Annotated in this window: 18 protein-coding genes; 9 read left to right on the top strand and 9 right to left on the bottom strand. The window is 63.5% G+C overall.

From position 1 onward, the window contains the following. Positions 1 to 235: 235 nt before the first annotated feature. The gene (locus AC1RJW_RS20010; RefSeq protein ID WP_493046535.1) at positions 236 to 1,429 is read right to left on the bottom strand and encodes an aminotransferase-like domain-containing protein; all 1,194 of its coding nucleotides are present in this window, start codon (positions 1,427 to 1,429) and stop codon (positions 236 to 238) included. Between the two features lie 176 nt (positions 1,430 to 1,605). Next, positions 1,606 to 2,517, bottom strand: coding sequence for a DMT family transporter (locus AC1RJW_RS20005; RefSeq protein WP_493046534.1), 912 nt, complete (start codon positions 2,515 to 2,517; stop codon positions 1,606 to 1,608). A 134-nt stretch (positions 2,518 to 2,651) separates the two neighbouring features. On the opposite strand from AC1RJW_RS20005, the gene AC1RJW_RS20000 reads away from it, so the two are divergent. Then, complete coding sequence (locus AC1RJW_RS20000; RefSeq protein WP_493046533.1) at positions 2,652 to 4,115, top strand: aminotransferase-like domain-containing protein; 1,464 nt, start codon at positions 2,652 to 2,654, stop codon at positions 4,113 to 4,115. Between the two features lie 31 nt (positions 4,116 to 4,146). On the opposite strand, the gene AC1RJW_RS19995 is transcribed toward AC1RJW_RS20000, so the two are convergent. Then, on the bottom strand, positions 4,147 to 4,983 hold the full coding sequence (locus tag AC1RJW_RS19995; RefSeq protein ID WP_493046532.1) for a PEP-CTERM sorting domain-containing protein: 837 nt from the start codon (positions 4,981 to 4,983) through the stop codon (positions 4,147 to 4,149). 241 nt (positions 4,984 to 5,224) lie between these two features. Here AC1RJW_RS19995 and htpG point away from each other — a divergent pair, with 241 nt between their 5' ends. Both htpG and AC1RJW_RS19985 read left to right on the top strand, forming a co-directional pair. Further along, positions 5,225 to 7,144 (top strand): molecular chaperone HtpG, encoded by a 1,920-nt coding sequence (gene htpG / locus AC1RJW_RS19990; protein WP_493046531.1) that lies wholly within the window; start codon positions 5,225 to 5,227, stop codon positions 7,142 to 7,144. Positions 7,145 to 7,271: 127 nt separating this feature from the next. After that, a complete protein-coding gene (locus AC1RJW_RS19985; RefSeq protein ID WP_493046530.1) occupies positions 7,272 to 7,637 on the top strand; it encodes a hypothetical protein in 366 nt (121 codons plus the stop codon). On the opposite strand, the gene AC1RJW_RS19980 is transcribed toward AC1RJW_RS19985, so the two are convergent. Further along, the gene (locus tag AC1RJW_RS19980) at positions 7,614 to 8,345 is read right to left on the bottom strand and encodes an alpha/beta fold hydrolase (RefSeq protein WP_493046529.1); all 732 of its coding nucleotides are present in this window, start codon (positions 8,343 to 8,345) and stop codon (positions 7,614 to 7,616) included. The two genes, AC1RJW_RS19985 and AC1RJW_RS19980, sit on opposite strands and share 24 nt — an antisense overlap. A 142-nt stretch (positions 8,346 to 8,487) precedes the next feature. On the opposite strand from AC1RJW_RS19980, the gene AC1RJW_RS19975 reads away from it, so the two are divergent. After that, positions 8,488 to 9,525, top strand: coding sequence for a hypothetical protein (locus AC1RJW_RS19975; protein WP_493046528.1), 1,038 nt, complete (start codon positions 8,488 to 8,490; stop codon positions 9,523 to 9,525). 14 nt (positions 9,526 to 9,539) lie between these two features. On the opposite strand, the gene AC1RJW_RS19970 is transcribed toward AC1RJW_RS19975, so the two are convergent. From AC1RJW_RS19970 to kynU, 5 genes are all read right to left on the bottom strand, one after another. After that, positions 9,540 to 10,565: a leucine-rich repeat domain-containing protein gene (locus tag AC1RJW_RS19970; protein ID WP_493046527.1), complete on the bottom strand. Its 1,026-nt coding sequence runs from the start codon at positions 10,563 to 10,565 to the stop codon at positions 9,540 to 9,542. Positions 10,566 to 10,567: 2 nt separating this feature from the next. After that, the gene (locus AC1RJW_RS19965; protein WP_493046526.1) at positions 10,568 to 12,673 is read right to left on the bottom strand and encodes a toxin-antitoxin system YwqK family antitoxin; all 2,106 of its coding nucleotides are present in this window, start codon (positions 12,671 to 12,673) and stop codon (positions 10,568 to 10,570) included. 64 nt (positions 12,674 to 12,737) lie between these two features. Beyond that, positions 12,738 to 13,283 carry an RBBP9/YdeN family alpha/beta hydrolase gene (locus AC1RJW_RS19960; RefSeq protein WP_493046525.1) on the bottom strand — a complete coding sequence of 182 codons (546 nt, stop codon included), beginning with the start codon at positions 13,281 to 13,283 and terminating at the stop codon, positions 12,738 to 12,740. Between the two features lie 14 nt (positions 13,284 to 13,297). After that, positions 13,298 to 14,185, bottom strand: a complete 888-nt coding sequence (kynA, locus tag AC1RJW_RS19955; protein ID WP_475413566.1) for a tryptophan 2,3-dioxygenase — start codon at positions 14,183 to 14,185, stop codon at positions 13,298 to 13,300. Positions 14,186 to 14,193: 8 nt separating this feature from the next. Next, on the bottom strand, positions 14,194 to 15,444 hold the full coding sequence (gene kynU, locus AC1RJW_RS19950; RefSeq protein WP_493046524.1) for a kynureninase: 1,251 nt from the start codon (positions 15,442 to 15,444) through the stop codon (positions 14,194 to 14,196). A gap of 607 nt (positions 15,445 to 16,051) precedes the next feature. On the opposite strand from kynU, the gene flhD reads away from it, so the two are divergent. The 5 genes from flhD (at position 16,052) to motB (ending at position 19,960) form a co-directional block, all read left to right on the top strand. Beyond that, complete coding sequence (gene flhD / locus AC1RJW_RS19945) at positions 16,052 to 16,369, top strand: flagellar transcriptional regulator FlhD (RefSeq protein WP_010396649.1); 318 nt, start codon at positions 16,052 to 16,054, stop codon at positions 16,367 to 16,369. A 39-nt stretch (positions 16,370 to 16,408) separates the two neighbouring features. Further along, positions 16,409 to 16,972 carry a flagellar transcriptional regulator FlhC gene (flhC, locus tag AC1RJW_RS19940; protein WP_326458939.1) on the top strand — a complete coding sequence of 188 codons (564 nt, stop codon included), beginning with the start codon at positions 16,409 to 16,411 and terminating at the stop codon, positions 16,970 to 16,972. Positions 16,973 to 17,081: 109 nt separating this feature from the next. Further along, on the top strand, positions 17,082 to 17,843 hold the full coding sequence (locus AC1RJW_RS19935; protein ID WP_493046523.1) for a class I SAM-dependent methyltransferase: 762 nt from the start codon (positions 17,082 to 17,084) through the stop codon (positions 17,841 to 17,843). A 220-nt stretch (positions 17,844 to 18,063) separates the two neighbouring features. Continuing rightward, positions 18,064 to 18,924, top strand: a complete 861-nt coding sequence (motA, locus tag AC1RJW_RS19930) for a flagellar motor stator protein MotA (protein WP_077401985.1) — start codon at positions 18,064 to 18,066, stop codon at positions 18,922 to 18,924. 58 nt (positions 18,925 to 18,982) lie between these two features. After that, complete coding sequence (gene motB / locus AC1RJW_RS19925; protein WP_436499244.1) at positions 18,983 to 19,960, top strand: flagellar motor protein MotB; 978 nt, start codon at positions 18,983 to 18,985, stop codon at positions 19,958 to 19,960. The last annotated feature ends 17 nt before the right edge of the window (positions 19,961 to 19,977 follow it).

Raw genomic sequence — 19,977 nt, 5'->3', positions numbered from 1 at the left:
TGATGCTGAGCGGATTCAAATCTGATACAGCGGTCAAATCATACCGCCTTGCTAATTTTTTGGGTGAAAAAATCGATGTTGTGCGAGGTGAGAAAGTATTATTTTTATGATATTTTTAAAAATAAATACACGCAGTTGCTATCGTGAAAGCGGTTTTTGGGCGGAAAAGACGCGTGCCCTCTGGCGCAGGGGCAGCTGGGATACGCCCCGCAGTTGCGGGGCGTGAAGAGGCGAGTTACATTTTTGCGGCGATCAGTTTGCCCAGGATGGCGATGCCTTCGCGGATGCGTTCCGGTGGCACCGTCACGAACGACAGGCGCAAGGTGTGCGTGTCCGGCGTGTTCGCGTAGAACGGCGCGCCCGGCACGAAGGCGACCTTGTTGGCGATGGCTTCGTCGAGCAGCTTCATCGCATCGATATGTTTCGGAAGGGTGACCCAGATGAACATGCCGCCTTCCGGCTTGGTCCAGGTGACGCCGGCCGGGAAGTGCTCTTCCAGCGCCGACAGCATGGCCTGGCACTGGTTGCCGTACAGGTTGCGGATGCTGGGAATGTGCCGCTCCAGGAAGCCATCCTTGATCACTTCATGCACGACCATCTGCGTCAGCTGCGACGTGTGCAGGTCGGCCGCCTGCTTGGCCAGTTCCAGGCGGCGCACCAGCGGCATCGGCGCCACCACGTAGCCGAGGCGGATGCCGGGCGTGAGCACTTTCGAGAACGAGCCCATGTAGATGACGCCGTCCGGATTCATGTTGATCATCTTCGGATACGGCTCGCCGCTGTAGCTCAGGGCGCCGTACGGATCATCCTCGATCAGCGGCAGGCCGTGGCGGGCGCAGGTTTCCACCAGTTCCACGCGGCGCGCCACGGACAGGCTGCGGCCCGTCGGGTTCTGGAAGTTCGGCAGCGCGTACAAGAGGCGCGCGCCATCGGCGACGGGGTTGATCGACGACGGCACCAGGCCTTCGTCATCGGTATCGACGGAAACGAATTCGGGACGGTAGACGGAAAACGCCTGCAGGGCGCCCAGGTAGCTGGGGGTTTCCACCAATACCTTGCTGCCTTCGTCGATCAGGACCTTGCCCAGCAAGTCCAGCGCCTGCTGCGAGCCGGACGTCATCAGCACCTGTTCCGGCAGGATGGTGCTGCCATTGCTGGAGAGCGAGTCGGCGATCCACTGGCGCAGCGGCAGGTAGCCGTCGGTGGGGCCGTATTGCAGGGCCACCTTGCCATTGTTCGACAGGACCTTGTCGAAGGCGGTCTTCATTTCCTCCACGGGGAAGGTGGCGGGCGAGGGCAGGCCGCCGGCAAACGAGATGATCTCGGGACGCTGCGTGATCTTCAGGATTTCGCGGATGAACGAGCTTTGCAGCTGTTCCGCGCGTTCGGCAAAGCGCCATTGGATCGGATTCGGATTTTCAATTTTCATACGAGTCTCACAGAAGATGCCGAGCTGCGCCGGCTGGATTTGTTGGCCCGCTTGTGGCGGTGCGTGCGCAAGCGGTGCCGGATAGGCGCCGCCATGGTGCTGCGGTATTGTACGGCTTGCACGCCGCCGTGCCCATCCGCACGCGCAACGGCGTTGCAAATGGGCGTCAAGGCGCGCTATTTCAGCTTGCGTCCGATGGCCACGACGGCGATCACGGCGCCGGCAAACAGCAGGCTTTCGCCCGCCAATGGCTCGTTCAGCAGCACGGCCGCGCCCACCAGGGTGAGGAAAGGCTGCAGCAGCTGCGTCTGTCCCACGCGGGCCACGCCGCCCAGCGCCATGCCCCGGTACCAGAAAAAGAAGGCGATAAACATGGAAAACACGGAAATGTAGGCAAAGCCCAGCCAGGCGGCGCCGCTGGCCTGCGCCATCAGCGCGCGCTGCGGCCAGGCGTTCCACAGCACCACGGGCAAGACAAAAGGCACGGCCAGCAGCAGGGCCCAGGAAATCACGTGCTGGCCCGGCATGGCTTGCGCCAGACGCCCGCCTTCCGCGTAGCCGAGAGCGCCGAGCAACACGGCGGCGAACATCAGCCAGTCGGCCAGGTGGAAGCTGCCGCCGCCCTGGCGCAGCGCGAAGGCCACCACCAGCGCCGTGCCGAGCAGGGCCATCAGCCAGAATCCCGGGGAAGGGCGTTCCTTGCCGCGCATTACGGCAAACACGGCGGTCGCCAGCGGCAGGATGCCGACCAGCACGGCGCCGTGCGAGGCGGGCAGGCTGCGCATGGCGATCGACGTCAGCCAGGGGAAGCCCAGCACGCAGCCCAGCGACACGAGCGCCAGCGGCAGCCATTGTTCGCGCCGCGGCAGCGGCGCGCGCTGCTGCCACAGCCACAGGCCGGCCAGGCCGGCGGCCACCAGGGCGCGGCCCAGGGCGACAAAGGTGGGGTCGAGTTCGGCCACCGCCAGGCGCGTAAAAGGCAGGGTCAGGCTGAAGAGGGCGACGGCGATGAGGCCCAGCAGCAGGCCTTTGCGGTCGGCGCCGAGGCGCAGGGGAGAAGTGGGGGAGGTGGTGGCGTGCGATGGCATGGCTGTCCTGGTACGGGTGGCATGGGTAAATGGGGCGGGCTGGATCAATCCGCCCCGTACTGCTATCCTAGAGGCGAATAGCAATACAGTACAAATACACTTTGCCGCATAACTTCACATACTGTAATGGTCATATGAGCAATACACTCCCTTTGCTGTCGCGCGCTTCGGGCGAAACCCTGATCGACCAGATCGCGCGTTCGCTGGCGGCGCGCATCGACGACAAGCTGCTGCGCGGCGGCGCGCGCATGCCCTCGATCCGCCAGGCTGCCGCCAGCCTGAACGTCTCGTGCGCCACGGTGGTGGCCAGCTACGACAAGCTGGTGGCGCGCGGCTATCTGGAATCGCGGCGTGGCGCCGGCTTTTTCGTCCGCGAACGCTCGCCGCTGAACACGCCGGCGCCGCCCGCCGGCGCGCAGGACGCGGCGGCGCAGCCGATGGATGTCGTCTGGCTGATCCGTAACATGTTCCGCCAGACGCCGGCCATCCCCGCGCCCGGCACCGGCATGCTGCCCGCCGAGTGGCTCGATGGCGAGCTGGTGGCGCGCGCCTTGCGCGACGTCAGCCGCCAGCCGGGCAGCCTGCTGCTCGGTTACGGCTCGCCGCAGGGCTTTTTGCCGCTGCGCCAGCAGTTGCAGCTGAAACTGGCGGGCCTGGAAATCGCCTGTCCGCCCGAGCAGATCGTCACCACGGTGGGCGTGATGCAGGCGCTGGACCTGGTGGCGCGCGAGTTTGCCCGCCCCGGCGACACCATTTTCGTCGACGATCCCGCATACTGGCTGATGTTCGGCGCCTTTGCCGCCATGGGCATGAACGTCATCGGCATCCCGCGCTTGAAAGACGGCCCCGATATCGCCGTGCTGGCCGAGCTGGCGGCGCTGCACCGCCCCAAGCTGTATGTGATCAACTCGGTGCTGCACAACCCCAGCTCGACGTCGCTGTCGGCCGCCAAGGCGTTCCAGGTGCTGCGCCTGGCCGAACAGCACGATTTCCTCGTCGTCGAAGACGATATCTATTGCGACATGCACCCGGGCGGCGACGTGCAGGCGGCCACCCGCCTGGCCGCGCTGGACCAGCTGCGCCGCGTGATTTACCTGGGCGGCTTTTCCAAGAGCCTGTCGGCCAACCTGCGCGTGGGCTTCATCGCCACCTCGCCGGAATGGGCGCAGCGGCTGGCCGACCGCAAGATGCTGGCCACCCTGACCACCAGCGACATCGGCGAGCGGGTCGTATATAAAATCCTCTCGCAAGGCCTGTACCGCAAACATGCGGAACGCCTGCGCGCGCGGCTCGACAAGGTGCGCGAGGGCACGTACCGCCGCGCCGAGCGGGCCGGCCTGCGCTTCGATCCCGCGCCGGCCGGCATGTTCATCTGGGCCGACGCGGGCTGCGACACCAATGTGCTGGCCGAAAAGGCGCTGGCCGAAGGCCTGGTGCTGGGGCCGGGCAGCCTGTTTTCGCCGCGCCAGCTGCCGTCGACCTGCATGCGCCTGAACCTGGCCACGGTGCAGGACGAGCGGATATGGGATTTTTTCGCCCGCGCGCTGGGTCAGGCGGGCGGCGCCGTCCCATCCGCTCTGAACAAGCCGGCGAGATAGCGCCCGGTTGCGTGCAGCCGCCGCCCGATGCTCAGGCGCGGCGGCGCTCCCGGCGCGCCAGGGCTGTCAGCAGGGCCGCGCCGGCCAGCAGCATGCCGACTTGTCCCGGTTCCGGCACCTCGCGTACTTGCCACAGTGCGTAGGTGCCGGTGCCGACAAAATTGGTCTTGGCGACGTAAGCGCCATGGTCGTCCGGATAGCGCGGCGCGGTATACGTCAGCTGGAATTCGGAACTGTAGCCCCAGGGGTCGACGAAATCCTTGAATTCGATGCGCTGTTCAAACTCCGCGGTGTCAAAATAAGGTGTCGAGCCGCCGGCGGACACGTCGAGCATGGACGACACCTTGTATTGCCCGAAGCCGTAGCCACCGGAACTCTGCATCATGATATTGCTTGTCGGTAGTAAATACATGCTGGCGTAGCCGTCAGGATCGAGAGTCCAGTTGTAACGGCGGCTGCCCATCTTGATCTCGCCGGAAAAATACACGGGGGCGCCATTGGTCGAGTTGCTGGCGCCATGGATGTTGCCGGACTGGCTCTCTGCGAGCGTGGCCGTATCGAGCAGGAATTTCATCGTATATGGCTTGCCGATCAGCGATTCCCCGTAATCGGAGAACAGGTGCAGTTCGTCCACCCCCTGGGCGACGATGCCGCTCACGCTGAATTCGATGACGGTTGCCTGGGCCATGGCGGGCAGTGCCAGCAGGCCAGCCAAGATACCGGTCCGCATGGCCTGCATCATGGTCTTGCGCTGACGCGCAGTGACGGGCTTTTCAGGAGCCGCAGGCGCCGTGGTTGGTGTGCGACGGGAGCCCGCCATGGACGGCGGCATGCAGGTGCGAACGGACAGCATGGATAGGCGTTTCACGACGGTCTCCTCCTGTTTGATAATAGAAAATCAATATTAATGCCGATGCTGCTTGCAAGCCGCTCAATTGATGAGGTTGTTCTGTTATCGATTTTGCTATGGCCTCCGTCACACCGGCCGACGGGCGTCGGTGCACGATGCAACCACCCCACCCGCACATTGCTGCAAAGACGCCTTGAAATCGCTTATATAATCCCCAACTTCATCAAATCCGTCCCATCCACAAGACTATGAGGTAAAAATGGCTGTCTCCGAAAAGCAAACCCTGGGTTTTCAGACCGAAGTGAAGCAAATGCTGCACCTGATGATCCATTCCCTGTACTCGAACAAGGAAATCTTCCTGCGCGAATTGATCTCGAACGCGTCCGACGCGGCCGACAAATTGCGCTTCGAAGCGATCGATAACGACGCCCTGTACGGCAACGATCACGAATTGAAGATCAAGGTCAGCTTCGACAAGGATGCGCGCACCATCACCATTTCCGACAACGGCATCGGCATGACCCGTGACGAGGCGATCTCGCACCTGGGCACCATCGCCAAGTCGGGCACCAAGGAATTCTTCGGCAAGCTGTCGGGCGACCAGCAGCAGGACGCGGCCCTGATCGGCCAGTTCGGCGTGGGCTTCTATTCCGGCTTCATCGTGGCCGACAAGATCACCGTCGAAACGCGCCGCGCCGGCGTGGACGCCTCGGAAGGCGTGCGCTGGGAGTCGGCGGGCGAAGGCGATTACAGCATCGAATCGATCGACAAGCCGTCGCGCGGCACGGACATCATCCTGCACCTGCGCGAAGGCGAGGACGAATTGCTGTCGAGCTGGAAGATCAAGTCCATCATCCGCAAATACTCGGACCATATCTCGCTGCCGATCGTGATGCAGAAGGAAGAGTGGGACGACGAGAAAAAAGAAACCGTCCTGAAAGACGAATTCGAAACCGTCAACCAGGCCAGCGCCCTGTGGGCCCGCAACAAGGCCGACATCACGCCGGAACAGTACGACGAATTCTACAAGCACGTGTCGCACGACTTCCAGTCGCCGCTGACGCACACGCATAACCGCGTGGAAGGCCGCAGCGAGTACACGCAGCTGCTGTACATTCCGGCCAAGGCGCCGTTCGACATGTGGGACCGCAACAAGCGCGGCGGCATCAAGCTGTACGTCAAGCGCGTCTTCATCATGGACGATGCCGAGCAGCTGATGCCGACCTACCTGCGCTTCGTGCGTGGGGTGATCGATTCGGCCGATTTGCCGCTGAACGTGTCGCGTGAAATCCTGCAGGAGTCGCGCGACGTCAAGGTGATCCGCGAAGGCTCGACCAAGCGCGTGCTGGGCATGCTGGAAGAACTGGCGAACGCGGACGAGCAGGACAAGAAGGACAAGTACGCCGTCTTCTGGAAGGAATTCGGCCAGGTGCTGAAGGAAGGCATCGGCGAGGACGCGGCCAACAAGGAGCGCCTGGCCAAGCTGCTGCGCTTTGCCTCGACGGCCAACGACAGCGACGAGCAAGTCACTTCGTTCGCGGACTACGTGGCGCGCATGAAGGAAGGTCAGGACAAGATCTACTATGTCACGGCCGACAACTACGCCGCCGCCAAGAACAGCCCGCACCTGGAAATCTTCCGCAAGAAGGGCGTCGAAGTGCTGCTGCTGACGGACCGCGTCGATGAATGGATGCTGTCGTTTATCCAGGACTTCGAAGGCAAGGAACTGGTCTCCGTTGCCAAGGGTGGCCTGGACCTGGGCGCGCTGGAAGACGAAGCGGAAAAGAAAGAGCACGAAGAAACGGAAACCTCGTACGCCGACCTGGTGGGCAAGATGAAGACCGTGCTGGCTGACAAGGCCAAGGACGTGCGCGTTACCTTCCGCCTGACCGACTCGCCAGCCTGCCTGGTGGCCGATGAAAACGAATTGTCGGGCAACCTGCTGCGCATGCTCAAAGCTGCTGGCCAGAGCGCGCCGGAATCGAAGCCGATTTTGGAAATCAACCCGAACCACCCGCTGGTGACGCGTCTGAAATACGAGGACGCGGAAGGCGGCAAATTCGGCGACTGGGCCAACATCCTGTTCGACCAGGCCATGCTGGCCGAAGGCGGTTCGCTGGCCGACCCGGCCAGTTTCGTCAAGCGCCTCAACGAGTTGCTGCTCAATACGGCGAAGTAAACGCTGCAATGTACGTAGGTCGGATTAGCGGGGCCGCCGAGGCCAAGCGTAATCCGACACGGTAACTGATGCATCAGGGCCGGTCCTTTCGTCATGAAGGGGGCGGCTTTTTCTTTAAGGGGGCATCATGAAAATTCGCCTGATGGCCGGCCTGGGCGCGCACGCGCTGGGCTGCCTGCTGTTTATTGTGTTGAGCTGGCTGGGTTTTTACCTGTACACGCAGCTGTTCGGCAGCCTCGGCTCGCGCGGCGTGGCCGGCGGCCTGGCTTTGCTGCTGGTGTTTTATGTGTATGCGGGCACGAATCTGCTGCTGGTGCTGCTGCCGCCCGGCAGGGTGAAACCGCTGCTGTGCGCCCTGCTGGGCGCGGCCGTGCTCGCGTATCTGCTGCCCCAGCATCCGCTGCGGGCCATCTATTTCAGCGTGCTGGCGGGCGGCTTGAGCCGGCTGGCCGTGCTGGCCAGCGCGCGCCTAAGCGGATACCTGCGCGGCTGACAGGTCCGCAATGAAAGCGGCCACCGCAACGGCAGCCGCTTCCGGCGCCGCCTGCAGCAGCATGTGCGGCGCGGCGATGTCGGCCAGTTGCGCGCCCGCTGCCTGCCGCAGTATCTGCACGGCGTTCGCCGGCGGCACCAGGCGGTCGTGGCTGGCGCGCAGATACAGCACGGGCAGGCTGCCGCGCGCGAAGCTGCGCGAGGCGTCGGTTTCCAGCACGGCGCGCAGGCGCTGGCGCAGCACGCTGGGCGGCACTTGCGCGAGTGCCGCGGCCAGTTCCGCCTGCAGGGACGGCGTCGCATACGGCGCCAGCAGCGCCTGGCGCAGGGCGAAGCCGGGCATGGCGCCAAAGGGCACCATGCCGAGCAGGTGGCGCAGCGGCGCCAGCATCGGGCGCGGATTGCGCACGAACGAACAGCACAGGACCAGGGCGCGCATGCCGGGCGGCGGCTCGGCGCGCAAAGCTGCCCCCAGCGGTCCCGAAAACGATTCGGCCAGCACGACGAAAGGGCGGTCCCGCGGCAAACGCTCGCGCACGAATGCTTCCAGCGCCGCGTAATCGAGCGGCGCGGCCGGATAGGCGATGGCCTGGGTGTCGATGGCGGCCTGCGCGCGCAAGGCGGCGCCAAAACGGTGGAATAGCCGGGCCGTGCCATCCATGCCGGGCAGGAGGACAAGCAGGGGTGAGGCGGGGTGAGAGATGGTCATTGCTGCCATCATAACAGGCACATCGGCGCACACGCAGTCTGCCAGCCGCACGGCATGGGGGGGGCGCCATGCTAGAATCGCCGGCGCGCCATGCGTGGCCAGTGGCCACTGGTAGCGGCAAAATCCCCCGACAGATAGAATCATGCATATCATCTTTTCAAATTACCGCACCTTGGGCGGCGCCTTGCTGGCGGCGGCCTGCGTCCTTTCCCAGCCCGCCCGCGCCACGGCGGCGCCCTCGGCGCCGGCCGGGAAAAGCCTGTCCTCCCTGCTGGCCGGCGGTCCCTTGCCGCGCCTGAGCGAAGACCCGCAAGTACGCGCCGCCCTGTTCGACTTCTTCGGCTACGCGCGCGGCAGCTACACGGAAGACGATGAATTGCTGCTGGCGCAGGCGCTCGAAGCGATCAGCGAAAAGCGCGACGCCACGCGCACCGTGCTGGCCGATGGCCGCCAGCTGCTGGCGTCGATGAATGACCGCAAGCAGGGCCGCGAACGGGGCGCCATGCTGCTCGACAAGCGCGGTGCCATCATTGCCTTTGGCCTGGTCAACGGACATTGCCGCCTCGAGGGCCAGCCGCTGGCGAAAGTCTGCAATCCCGATCCGAATGCCGTGCTGACGGTGTTCCACCGCAAGGGCATGCTGGTCGGGGATGCGGCGCCCTTGCTGGCCTGGGCCCGTCAATTGCCGCCCATGCTGGCGCTGATCGCGGGCGACAAGGAAGCGGGCGCCGATGGGCAGAAGATCGCCAGCGTCGAATACGTGCTGGCGCAGCCGGCCCTGCCGGGCTGGAACCGCGCCCAGCTGCCGCCCGCCTATCCACCGGCGCTCCTGCCGCTGCTGCTCGATAAATCGACGGTGCTGACGTCGGCGGGCGCCGGCGTGTTTGCCTATCCGCTCACGCTCAAGGGCAAGAAGCAGAACAATGTGCTGGACCATGCCGAAGGCCGCCCGCCGCGCGACCTGGAAGTGGCGCTGCGCAGCTATGCCAGTTTCGACACGGTGGTCGAGCGCTACCGCCAGCTGGCCAAGGGCGCCAGGCTGCAGCGCAATGAGCGCACGGCCTACCTCGATGGCGATATGGGGCAGGGCAGCTACCGCGTCTACATCCGCAATACGGGCGCGGACGGCGTGATGATCGACGTGGCGCTGTGGCAGCGCAGGCTGGCGGCCAGCCGCTGATTTCAGCGCCGCTTTTAACAATAGGGCGCTGAGGTGTAGCCTAGCTCCGCCAACCGCGCGGCGATGGCGTCGTCGCGCGTTTTCCTGCCGGTGCGCAGGCGAGCATGCGTCAGGGACGCGGGCAAGCCATGCGCCAGCAACGCGTCGATGTCGAGCATGGTCCCGGATGCCGACAACTGGCGCAGGGCGGGCAGGCTAGCGAGGCCAGGCAGGCTGTCGAGCGTCTTGCAGGTGTGCAAGTTCAGGCGTTCGAGCACGGAATTGGCCCCCAGCGCGATCTGCCGCAGCTTGATCTGGTCTTCCACCCATAGCGCCTGCAACAGCGGGAAACGGCCGATATCGCCCAGCGTTTCCAGACCGCGCACGCGTATCACTTCCAGTTTCCTCAACAGCGGCGCCTCGATGTGCGCGAGTGATTCGCGGCCGCCCAGTTGCAACAGCAGCCTGTCCAGGCGGTTCATCTCCGAGATGAAATCCAGCGGCACCTTGTTCTTGATGCGGTACAGCGACAGCTCGTGCAGCGCCGGCAGGCTGGCCAGGGTCTCGATGTGCTGGTGGTGGCCTTCGATGACGAGGCTGGCCAGGTGCGCATACTGGCGCAGGGGCGCCAGGTCGATATTGTTCCTGGCCGATTCGCCCAGGTTCAGGTATTCGAGGGCGCGCAAATTGTCCAGTTGCAGAATGTCGCCTTGCGCCAGCTCGTACACGCCCAGGCTCAGGCGCTTCAGGTGCCGCAGTTCGCCCAGCGCTTCCAGGTGGATGGCTTGCCGGTGGCAATCGATGGACAGGCTGGCCACATGCGGCAGCGCGCGCAGGATGCGGGCATCGAACACCCTCGGGTCGTAGCCGTAGATGCGGATGGTCAGCGCCGTGCCGCAAGTGGCGGCCAGGGCGTCGAGGTCGGCCAGCAGCGGTGCTGGCTCGGCCAGGGTATTGAACTGCACCAGCACCTCTTGGCCGCCCGCGATGGCGGCGCGGATCGCCCCGGCATCGATGCGTTCGGGATTCTGGATGCGCTGCGGCTGTCTTGTTTGCGTCATCGTCACAGTCCTATCGGGTAGTCGACTTTCCTGGGGGGAGGGCAGCCTTCCGGCCCCGGGAACGTCTGTTTGCCCGTGTCGTCGTAGCGCTTGCCGCATTCGACGAGCACGCGCTTGCGGAAGGTGTAGATACTGGCCACCTTGCCGTTCGGGTGGTAGCAGATATTGTCGCCATCGCGGTCGGCCGAAGCGTAGCTGATCATGGTCTGGCCGTTCACCGTGCGCGTGCTGTGGCCGCTGCGCGGCTCCGTGCATTTGAGCTGGCCGCTTTCATAGTATGCGTTGACGACGGAGGTGTCGGCGGCGCGGTCGACCAGCAGTTCATCCTTGCGCTTGCCGTTCGGGTAGTTCGAATAGCCTTCCTGGCGCTGGCCGTACTGGAAGGCGTAATAGTACTGCGGCTTGCCGTCCGGGTAGTACATGTGGTGGTACTCGCACACGTCGTCGCGCGTGCTGCCGTACTCCTTGAAGGTACAGCGGTGGATGTCGTTGAGCAGCTGGCCGTCCTCATAGTATTCGCGCAGGTGCGTGAGCAGGCGTCCCTGGTCGATGACGGCCAGGCGTTCCGGCTTGCCGTTCGGGTAGTAGCGCGCATCGAGGCCCTGCTTCTTGCCGTTATCCCACAAGGTGTCGAGGCGCAGGATCTTGCCGCTGTCGTCGAACGCCTGTTCCCGACCATCGAGCTGGCCGTTGCGGTAGGTGGCCGTGTAGACCACGTATTCCTTGCCGGCCGGACCCAGATAGCGCGTGCGGCTGCCATCGAGCACGCCCGCCTGGTAATGGTCGCGCACGCGCAGCGCGCCTTGCGCATCCGTGTCGAGGGCTTCGCCCTGTTTTTTGCCTTGCACAAAAGCGACGCTTTGCGTGACACCGTCCTTGAGCTTGAGCTTCCACGGCCCGTCGCGCAAGCCGTCGATAAAGCTGCCGTCGCCGTCTTCCGTGATCCACGCGCCGTGGCGCGCGCCGTTGACGTAGTTGCCGCGCGTGCGCACTTTGCCGCCCATGCGGCGCTCATGCGGGCCATTCAGCTGGCCGTCCGTATAGGTGTCGAAACCCGTCACTTCCTCTTCATCGGCATAGTTGACGACCATCCAGCGGCCTTCGCGCTTGCCGGCCCGGTACATGCCGCTCTCGCTCTGTTTGGGATATGTGAAGTACCACATGCCTTCTTGCAGGCCATTGACGAAATGGCCTTTTTCGCTGCCTTCGTGCATGCCCTCGCGCACCCACAGTCCCTGGCGCTTGCCTTTCACGTACTGGCCCCGCTCGACCACCGAGCCGTCGTCCCAGGCCAGGCTGTAGATGACGGACGGACCGTCTTCGCTGCCCGTGAACTGCTGCGGCGCCGTTTCCCACGTCACTTGCCACAGGCGGTAATTGGGCAGGATGCCCGCGCCCGCATCGCTGTACAGCGTGTAGCTGGCGGTGAGAAAACGCTCGCCTTTCTTCTGGAAGGTTTTCTTGTAGGTGATGGCGTCCTTGCCGCCGGGCGCCACGGGCTTGCCTTCGTCGCTGTAGGAGCCGACGATGGTGCCTTGCGTATGGTCGATGGCGTCGAAGTCCGCATTGCCGCTCTTGCCGCGCGCGACGCTGTAGTCCATCGGTGCCAGCTTGGCCAGCGCCGCCTTGACCGTTCCCGCGTTGGGTGCGCTGCCTTGCGCCGCGATGCGGTTCAGGGCCGGCTGCAAGCCATCGAGGCGCCGGTACTTGCCGGAGCTGCGGTGGTAGCGGTAGGCGCGCAAGCCATTCTTGTCGCCCTGGCGGAACAGCACCAGCATGGTTTGCACGCTGGTGTCCGATTCCTTGTCCAGCGACGCATAGAAGACGGAGCGGATGACGGCATTGCCGAACTGGTCGAGCAGGAAGGTCTTCGAAGCGCTGTTCGTGCACTCGCAGTAATAGCCGTTGACGCCCTCTTTTTCCTTGATGAAGGCGATGTCCAGCCCGCTGTCTTGCGATGCAGTGATGGCGGGATGGGCGAGGCTCTTGCCTTCGTAGAAGGGCGCGCCGTGGGCGAGGGCGGAGCAGAGCAGAAAGGACAGGAGAACTGGCAAGAGCGGACGTTTCATCGTGGGGCTGGCGCCGGGGCGCCGCAATGGAAAGGCCACGATTCTGCCTGCGTTCTTACTTGTGGGCAAATGCGCGCACGCGTATCGTGTGCGCGCCTGTGGTTCAGGGCTGGTGCGCGGCGCAGAAGTCCAGCAGCATCTGTTCGCCGTCCGGCCAGGGGCCGTAGCCCGCATCGCCATTGATATGGCCTGCATCGCCGATCATGGTGAAGTCGCTGCCCCAGGCGGCGGCAAACGCGCGTGCCCGCGCGAAGCTGACGTAGGGATCATCGCCGCTGGCGACCACCAGGCTGGGAAACGGCAAGGCTTGCAGCGGCATCGGCGCAAAGCCCGTCGTGCCGGCGGGGTAGGAGGGCGCTTCCACATCGCTGGGGGCGACGAGGAAGGCGCCGGCGATCCTGTGCGACGAGCCGCTGGCCGCCCAATGGGCCACCAGCGTGCAGGCCAGGCTGTGCGCCGCCAGCACGGGCGGGCGCTCGCAGGCGGCGATGGCGCGGTCGAGTTCCATCACCCATTCGTCCTTGTCCGGCGTCTGCCATTCCCGGTGCGGCACGCGCGACCATTGCGGGTGGCGCGCTTCCCAATGGGTTTGCCAATGCTGCGGCCCGGAATTCCACAGGCCGGCCAGGGTTAGGACGAGAGGCGACATCGATGCTCCTTAAGTTATAACTCCGTGCGCAGGGCGAACAGCTCCGGGAACAATACCACGTCGAGCATCTTGCGCAAATAGCTCACGCCCGCCGTGCCGCCCGTGCCCGTCTTGAAGCCGATGATGCGCTCGACCGTCGTTACGTGGCGGAAGCGCCAGAAGCGGAAGGCCGTTTCCAGGTCGACCAGCTTTTCGGCCAGCTCGTACAGGGCCCAGTGTTTCGACGGGTCGCGGTAGACTTCCAGCCAGGCCGCCTTGACGGAGGCGTCGGAAGCGGTCGGCAGGGTCCAGTCGGCGTCCAGGCGCTCCGGGGCGATGGGCAGGCCGCTGCGCGCCAGCAGCTTGATGGCTTCGTCGTAGACGGATGGCGCGCGCAGGGCGGCGTCGAGCACCTTGTAGGTGTCGGGTGCCGTCGTATGCACGTTGAGCAGGGCCGCGTTCTTGTTCCCCAGGATGAATTCGATCTCGCGGTACTGGAAGGACTGGAAGCCGGACGAGGCGCCCAGGTAGGGCCGGATGGCCGTGTATTCGGGCGGCGTCATGGTGGCCAGCACGTCCCAGGCATGCACCAGCTGGTCCATGATGCGCGCCACGCGGGCCAGCATTTTAAACGCGGGCGCCAGGTCGCCGCTTTGCAGGTTGGCGCGCACGGCGTGCATTTCGTGCAGCATCAGCTTCATCCACAATTCGCTGGTCTGGTGCTGCACGATGAACAGCATTTCGTTGTGGTTCGGCGACAGCGGGTGCTGGGCCGTCAGGATGCGGTCCAGCGCCAGGTAGTTACCGTAGCTCATCGATTCGCTGAAGTCCATCTGCGCGCCATGCCACTGCGCATCCTGGCCGCCGGCATGCATGGGGCAGCCGCTGGTGTTTTCCTTGTTCATATTCTTGTCGTCGCTCATGGGATGCCTCAGGTGACGGCATCGCGCTTGGCGGCGATGTCGTAGGCTTGGGTATCGAGGATGTCGCGCAGGATTTCCACGGCATCCCACACCTCGGCAAAGCTGGTGTACAGGGGCGTGAAGCCGAAGCGCATGATGGCCGGTTCGCGGTAGTCGCCGATCACGCCGCGCGCGATCAGCGCCTGCATCACGGCATAGCCGTGCGGGTGCGTGAAGCTGACCTGGCTGCCGCGCCGCGCATGCTCGCGCGGCGTGACGAGACCCAGCGGATGACTGGCGCAGCGCTGTTCCACCAGCGTGATGAACAAATCGGTCAGGGCCAGCGACTTGCGGCGGATGGCTTCCATGCTCGTTTGCGCAAAGATATCGAGGCCGCATTCGACCAGGGCCAACGAGACGATCGGCTGCGTGCCGCACAGGGCACGGGCGATGCCGTCGGCGGGCGCGAAGCCTGGGTCCATGGCGAACGGCGTGGCGTGGCCCCACCAGCCGGACAAAGGCTGGCGGAAGCGCGCCTGGTGTTTTGCCGGCACCCAGATGAAGGCGGGCGAGCCGGGGCCGCCGTTCAGGTATTTATAGGTGCAGCCGACTGCCAGGTCGGCGCCGGCGCCGTTCAGGTCCAGCGGCACGGCGCCGGCCGAATGGGCCAGGTCCCACAGCGCCAGCGCGCCCTGCGCGTGGCAGTGGCTGCTGATGGCGGCCATGTCGTGCTGGTAGCCGGTGCGGTAGTTCACGTGCGTGAGCATGGCGACGGCGCAATCGGCATCGATGGCTTGCGCCAGTTCGTCCGGACTGTCGACCAGTCGCAGCTGGTAGCCCCGGTCGAGCCAGGCGGCCAGGCCTTGCGCCATGTACAGGTCGGTGGGGAAGTTGCTGCGTTCGCTGACGATGACGCGCCGCGCGGCCTGGGCGGGATCGCTGGCCTGCATCTGCAGGGCTGCGGCCAGGGCCTTGAACAGGTTGACGGAGGTGGTATCGGTGATCACCACTTCGCCCGTGCCGGCACCCAGCAGCGGCGCCAGGCGGTCGCCCAGGTGCTTGGGCAGGTCGAACCAGCCGGCCGTATTCCAGCTGCGGATCAGGTCCGTGCCCCATTCGGCCGTAATGACGTGCTGGGCACGGGCCAGGGCCGCTTTCGGCCGCGCACCCAGGGAATTGCCGTCGAGGTAAATCACGCCTTGCGGCAAGTCGAATTGCTGGCGCAGGGGCGCCAGGGGATCGTCGAGGTCGCGCGCGCTGCAGTCATGTCGAGAAATCATGGTGGCTTTCATGTTGATACTTGTCTCAATGGCACGATATTGTTTGAGGCTTAAAGTATTGTGCGGAAGCAGGCAGTGTAGCAAATCCACGCCGCTGAGAGGCGGTTTCCGCCCCCGATGAGGTGTGGAAACTGCCTGCCTGCGGGGCGTCAACGAAAAAAATCACGATTTTTTAAAATATTTTCAAATAACCCTAAAGTTTTGCCAGATGCCGCCGTCAACGATTACATGAACAGTGTCAAACCGGCCGGAAAAGAATACGGATCTTTGAAATATTTTTCGAAAAAGCCCTAAAGTTCCTGCCAGGGCGGCCGTTATCTAGGTAGATAGGCTTGATTCTGATCAAGTTGTTGTAAAAAAGTGATATTTTTTACAGGCCAAAAGTCGGGTAAATCCGTCGCAGAGCCAACCTCCCACATCCGCGCCGTTGCTGGCGTGCGACCATGATCGAGCAGTGTTTGTCAGACAAACACCTACGATCCCATCCGCTATTCCCCGACCAAAAATACAGCGCTGCACCTCTGTTGCGTTTGATGTTGCTCCTGCAGAATGTATCTCACTGGCAACAAACAATGCTGGCTGAATTCAACGGATTGAGGAGATGGAAATGACTGCTAACGACATGATGGCTGAGATTCGCGACGCTAACCTGAGCTACCTGATGCTGGCCCAGCAAATGATTCGTGCGGACAAGGTAACGGCCATCTTCCGTTTGGGCATTGCCGCAGACATCGCCGAATTGATCGAAGGCATGAGCAATGCGCAGATCCTGAAGCTCGCTGGCGGCAACATGATGCTGGCCCGCTTCCGCTTCGACGACAGCGCCATCCTGGGCATGCTGACGAACTACAATAAAGACCGCTCGCTGGCCCAGTCGCACGCTGCCATCCTGATGGCCGGCCAGGGCGTCGAAGAAATCGCTTAATTCAGTTAGTCAGTATCAGTCAGTTGCGGAGCACACAGCATGGCCAAGAAAAGTGTCGTATCGGAAGCGCAGGAAATCCAGCTGGCCATCGAGTTGATACAGCTGGGCGCACGCCTGCAACTGCTGGAGACGGAAGTCTCGCTGTCGCGCGAACGCCTGCTGAATCTGTACAAGGAATTGAAGGGCGTCTCGCCGCCCAAGGGCATGCTGCCGTTTTCCACCGACTGGTTCCTCACCTGGCAACCGAATATCCATTCCTCGCTGTTCATCAACATCCACAAATTCCTCGTCGATCACGCGGGCGCCACCGGCATCGAAGCCGTGATGAAGGCGTATAAGCTGTATCTGGAACAAATGCCGCCCGAAGCGGGTGAAGAGCCCCTGCTGTCGCTGACGCGGGCCTGGACCCTGGTGCGCTTTTTCAGCAGCAAGATGCTGGACATGGCGCCCTGCGGCAAGTGCGGCGGCAAATTTGTCGTCAATTGCCTCGACCTGAACGCCGATTATGTGTGCGGCCTGTGCCATATGCCTTCGCGCGCCGGCAAGACCAAGAAGGCGCGCGATGAAGCGGCCGCTGTCGCGCCGCCCGGTGTCGTCGCCTGATATTGTCCCAATCATAGCCTCAGTGAAAACCGGAGCGGTCGCCAGGCCGGACTCCGGTTTTTTCATGGTGCTTTCGCTTACACTGGCGTTTTTCTCCGATGGCTGTCCCATGCTGCAACAAATCCTGCGCGCCCCCGCGCTCAAGGCCATCCTGATCCAGGTGCTGGCCTTTCCCTTGATGTTGCTATTGGTATATGGCCTGGCGCGCGTCGGCGCGACCATGTCGCTGCCGGCCGTGGCCTTGCTGCAGGGCGTGCTGGCGGCGCTCATTACTTGGCGCGCGGGCCTGGCGCGCTGGTGGTGCGCCATCGGTCTGCTGTTTGCGCCCGCCTTGCTGGGCGCCAGCCTGCTCGACTGGCCTCCGGCCGTGTTCCTGGCGGCCTTTGTTTTCCTGCTGAGCCTGTATTGGTCCACGTTCCGCACGCAAGTGCCGTTTTATCCGTCGGGGCCGAAGGTGTGGCAGGCGGTGGCGGCGCTGATCGCGGACCGGCCCGGCGTGCGGCTGGTTGACATCGGCAGCGGCCTGGGCGGCCTGGTGCTGGACCTGGCGCGGCGCCGGCCCGATGGGCAGTTTTCCGGTATCGAACTGGCGCCGCTGCCGTGGCTGGCAAGCCGCCTGCGCGCAGGACTGGCGGGGAGCCGCGCGCGCTTCCTGCGCGGCGACTACGAAGCGCTCGACTTCGGCCGTTACGATGCCGTGTTTGCCTACCTGTCGCCGGCGGCAATGGCGGCCCTGTGGATCAAGGCGGGAAGGGAAATGTTGCCCGGTAGCATGCTTCTTAGTTACGAATTCCAGATTGCGGCGCGCGAGCCCGATAAGACCATCGCCGCCACAGAGGGTGGCCCTTTGCTTTACATATGGTGCTTTTAAGCAATTGTCTGCGTTATTTGCTTGCCCGGAGGGCAATCTCACGTTATTGTAGTTCCACACGGCATTTTCTCGGATTTGCATTGAAAAGCAGCGCATTTCAATTAACTTCCGGTTACTTTTTTTTGCCGCTGTCCTTGCCGGCGGCGCAGCCGCCAGAAGGCAGAAACAGGTTTGAACGTGCCGGGCACACAGCCGAGGCCATTATTGGGAGTCAGGGCACTTGTTAGTCATAATCGGATACATCATCGTCTGCGCCTCGGTCTTTGGCGGCTTCGCGCTGGCCGGCGGCCATCTGGCGGCGCTGTTCCAGCCGCTGGAGTTGCTGATGATCGGCGGCGCCGCCCTGGGCGCCTTCCTTGTTGGTAACAATAACAAGGCCATCAAGGCGACGATCGCCGCCTTGCCCAGCCTGTTCAAGGGCTCGCGCTATACCAAAGAGCTGTACATGGAACTGATGTCGCTGTTGTTCGAAGTGCTCAGCAAGGTGCGCAAGGAAGGCTTGATGTCGATCGAAGGCGATATCGACAAGCCGGAAGAAAGCCCGCTGTTTTCCAAGTATCCGGCCGTGCTGGCCGACCACCACATCGTCGAATTCATGACCGATTACCTGCGCCTGATGGTATCAGGCAATATGGATGCGTTCCAGATTGAAAACCTGATGGACAACGAAATCGAGACGCACCATCACGAAGGCGCCGTGCCGGCCCACGTGATCGCCAAGGTGGGCGATGGCTTGCCCGCGTTCGGTATCGTCGCCGCCGTGATGGGCGTGGTGCACACGATGGAATCGGTGGGCATACCGCCGGCCGAACTGGGCATGCTGATCGCGCACGCGCTGGTCGGCACCTTCCTCGGCATCTTGCTGGCCTATGGTTTCGTCGGTCCGCTGGCCAGCCTGCTGGAGCAGAAGCTGGAAGAGTCGAGCAAGATGTTCCAGTGCGTGAAAGTGACGCTGCTGGCCAGTCTGAACGGTTATGCGCCGGCCCTGGCCGTGGAGTTCGGCCGCAAGGTGCTGTTCTCGACCGAGCGCCCGACGTTCAATGAGCTGGAAGACCACATCAAGAAATCGAAAACGAAGTAAGCAGTGAAACTACGCCTGGACACCATGAGTCATTTGCAGCACACGGAAGGGGGACGCCATGGCCGATGAAGGCATGCGCCCGATTATCGTCAAGCGTATCAAGAAGACGGCTGGCGGACACCATGGCGGGGCGTGGAAAATCGCCTATGCCGACTTTGTCACGGCCATGATGGCCTTCTTCCTGCTGATGTGGCTGCTCGGCTCCACCTCGAAGGGCGACTTGAACGGCATTTCCGAATTCTTCAAGACGCCGTTGAAAGTGGCCATGGCGGGCGGTTCCGGCAGCGGCGAAAGCAATTCCGTGATCCAGGGCGGCGGCCAGGACCTGTCGCGCCAGGACGGACAGGTACGCAAGGCGCAGGAAGAGCAGCAGCGCAAATCGTTCGACCTCAATTCCGCCAAGGCCGCGCTCGAGCGCGAGGAGAGCAAGCGCCTGCAGGCGCTCAAGGCGCGCATCGAAGCGACCATCGACGCCAATCCCCTGCTGAAAAAATACAAGAACCAGTTGCTGCTCGATATCACCAGCGAAGGCTTGCGCATCCAGATCGTCGACGAGCAGAACCGTCCTATGTTTGCGCTCGCCAATGCGAACCTGCAACCGTACACCAAGGAAATCCTGCACGCCATCGGCTCCGTGCTCAATGAAGTGCCGAACCGCATCGGCCTGTCGGGGCATACGGATTCGACCCCCTACATGAGCGATGCCGGCTACAGCAACTGGGAATTGTCGGCCGACCGCGCGAATGCGTCGCGGCGCGAACTGGTGATCGGCGGCATGAAGGAAGAAAAAGTCTTGCGCGTGGTGGGCCTGGGCTCGGCCGCGCACCTGGACAAGCTCGATCCCTTCAATCCGATCAACCGGCGCATCAGCATCATCGTCATGAACAAACGCACGGAAGAAAATGTCCTGCGCGATGGAGCGGCGATCGAATTGCCGGTGACCGATGCCGCTTCCGCCGCTGTCGCTTCCGGGCTGGCGGCCGGCGCGCCGCCCGCAGCGGCACCAGTCCCCGCCCCGGCAGCGGCGAAAAAATAACACGCAAGGCTGTCGAC

The organism is Janthinobacterium sp. GW822-FHT07A03 (genome assembly GCF_058798815.1).
This window is presented reverse-complemented; position numbering and strand designations above follow the sequence as displayed.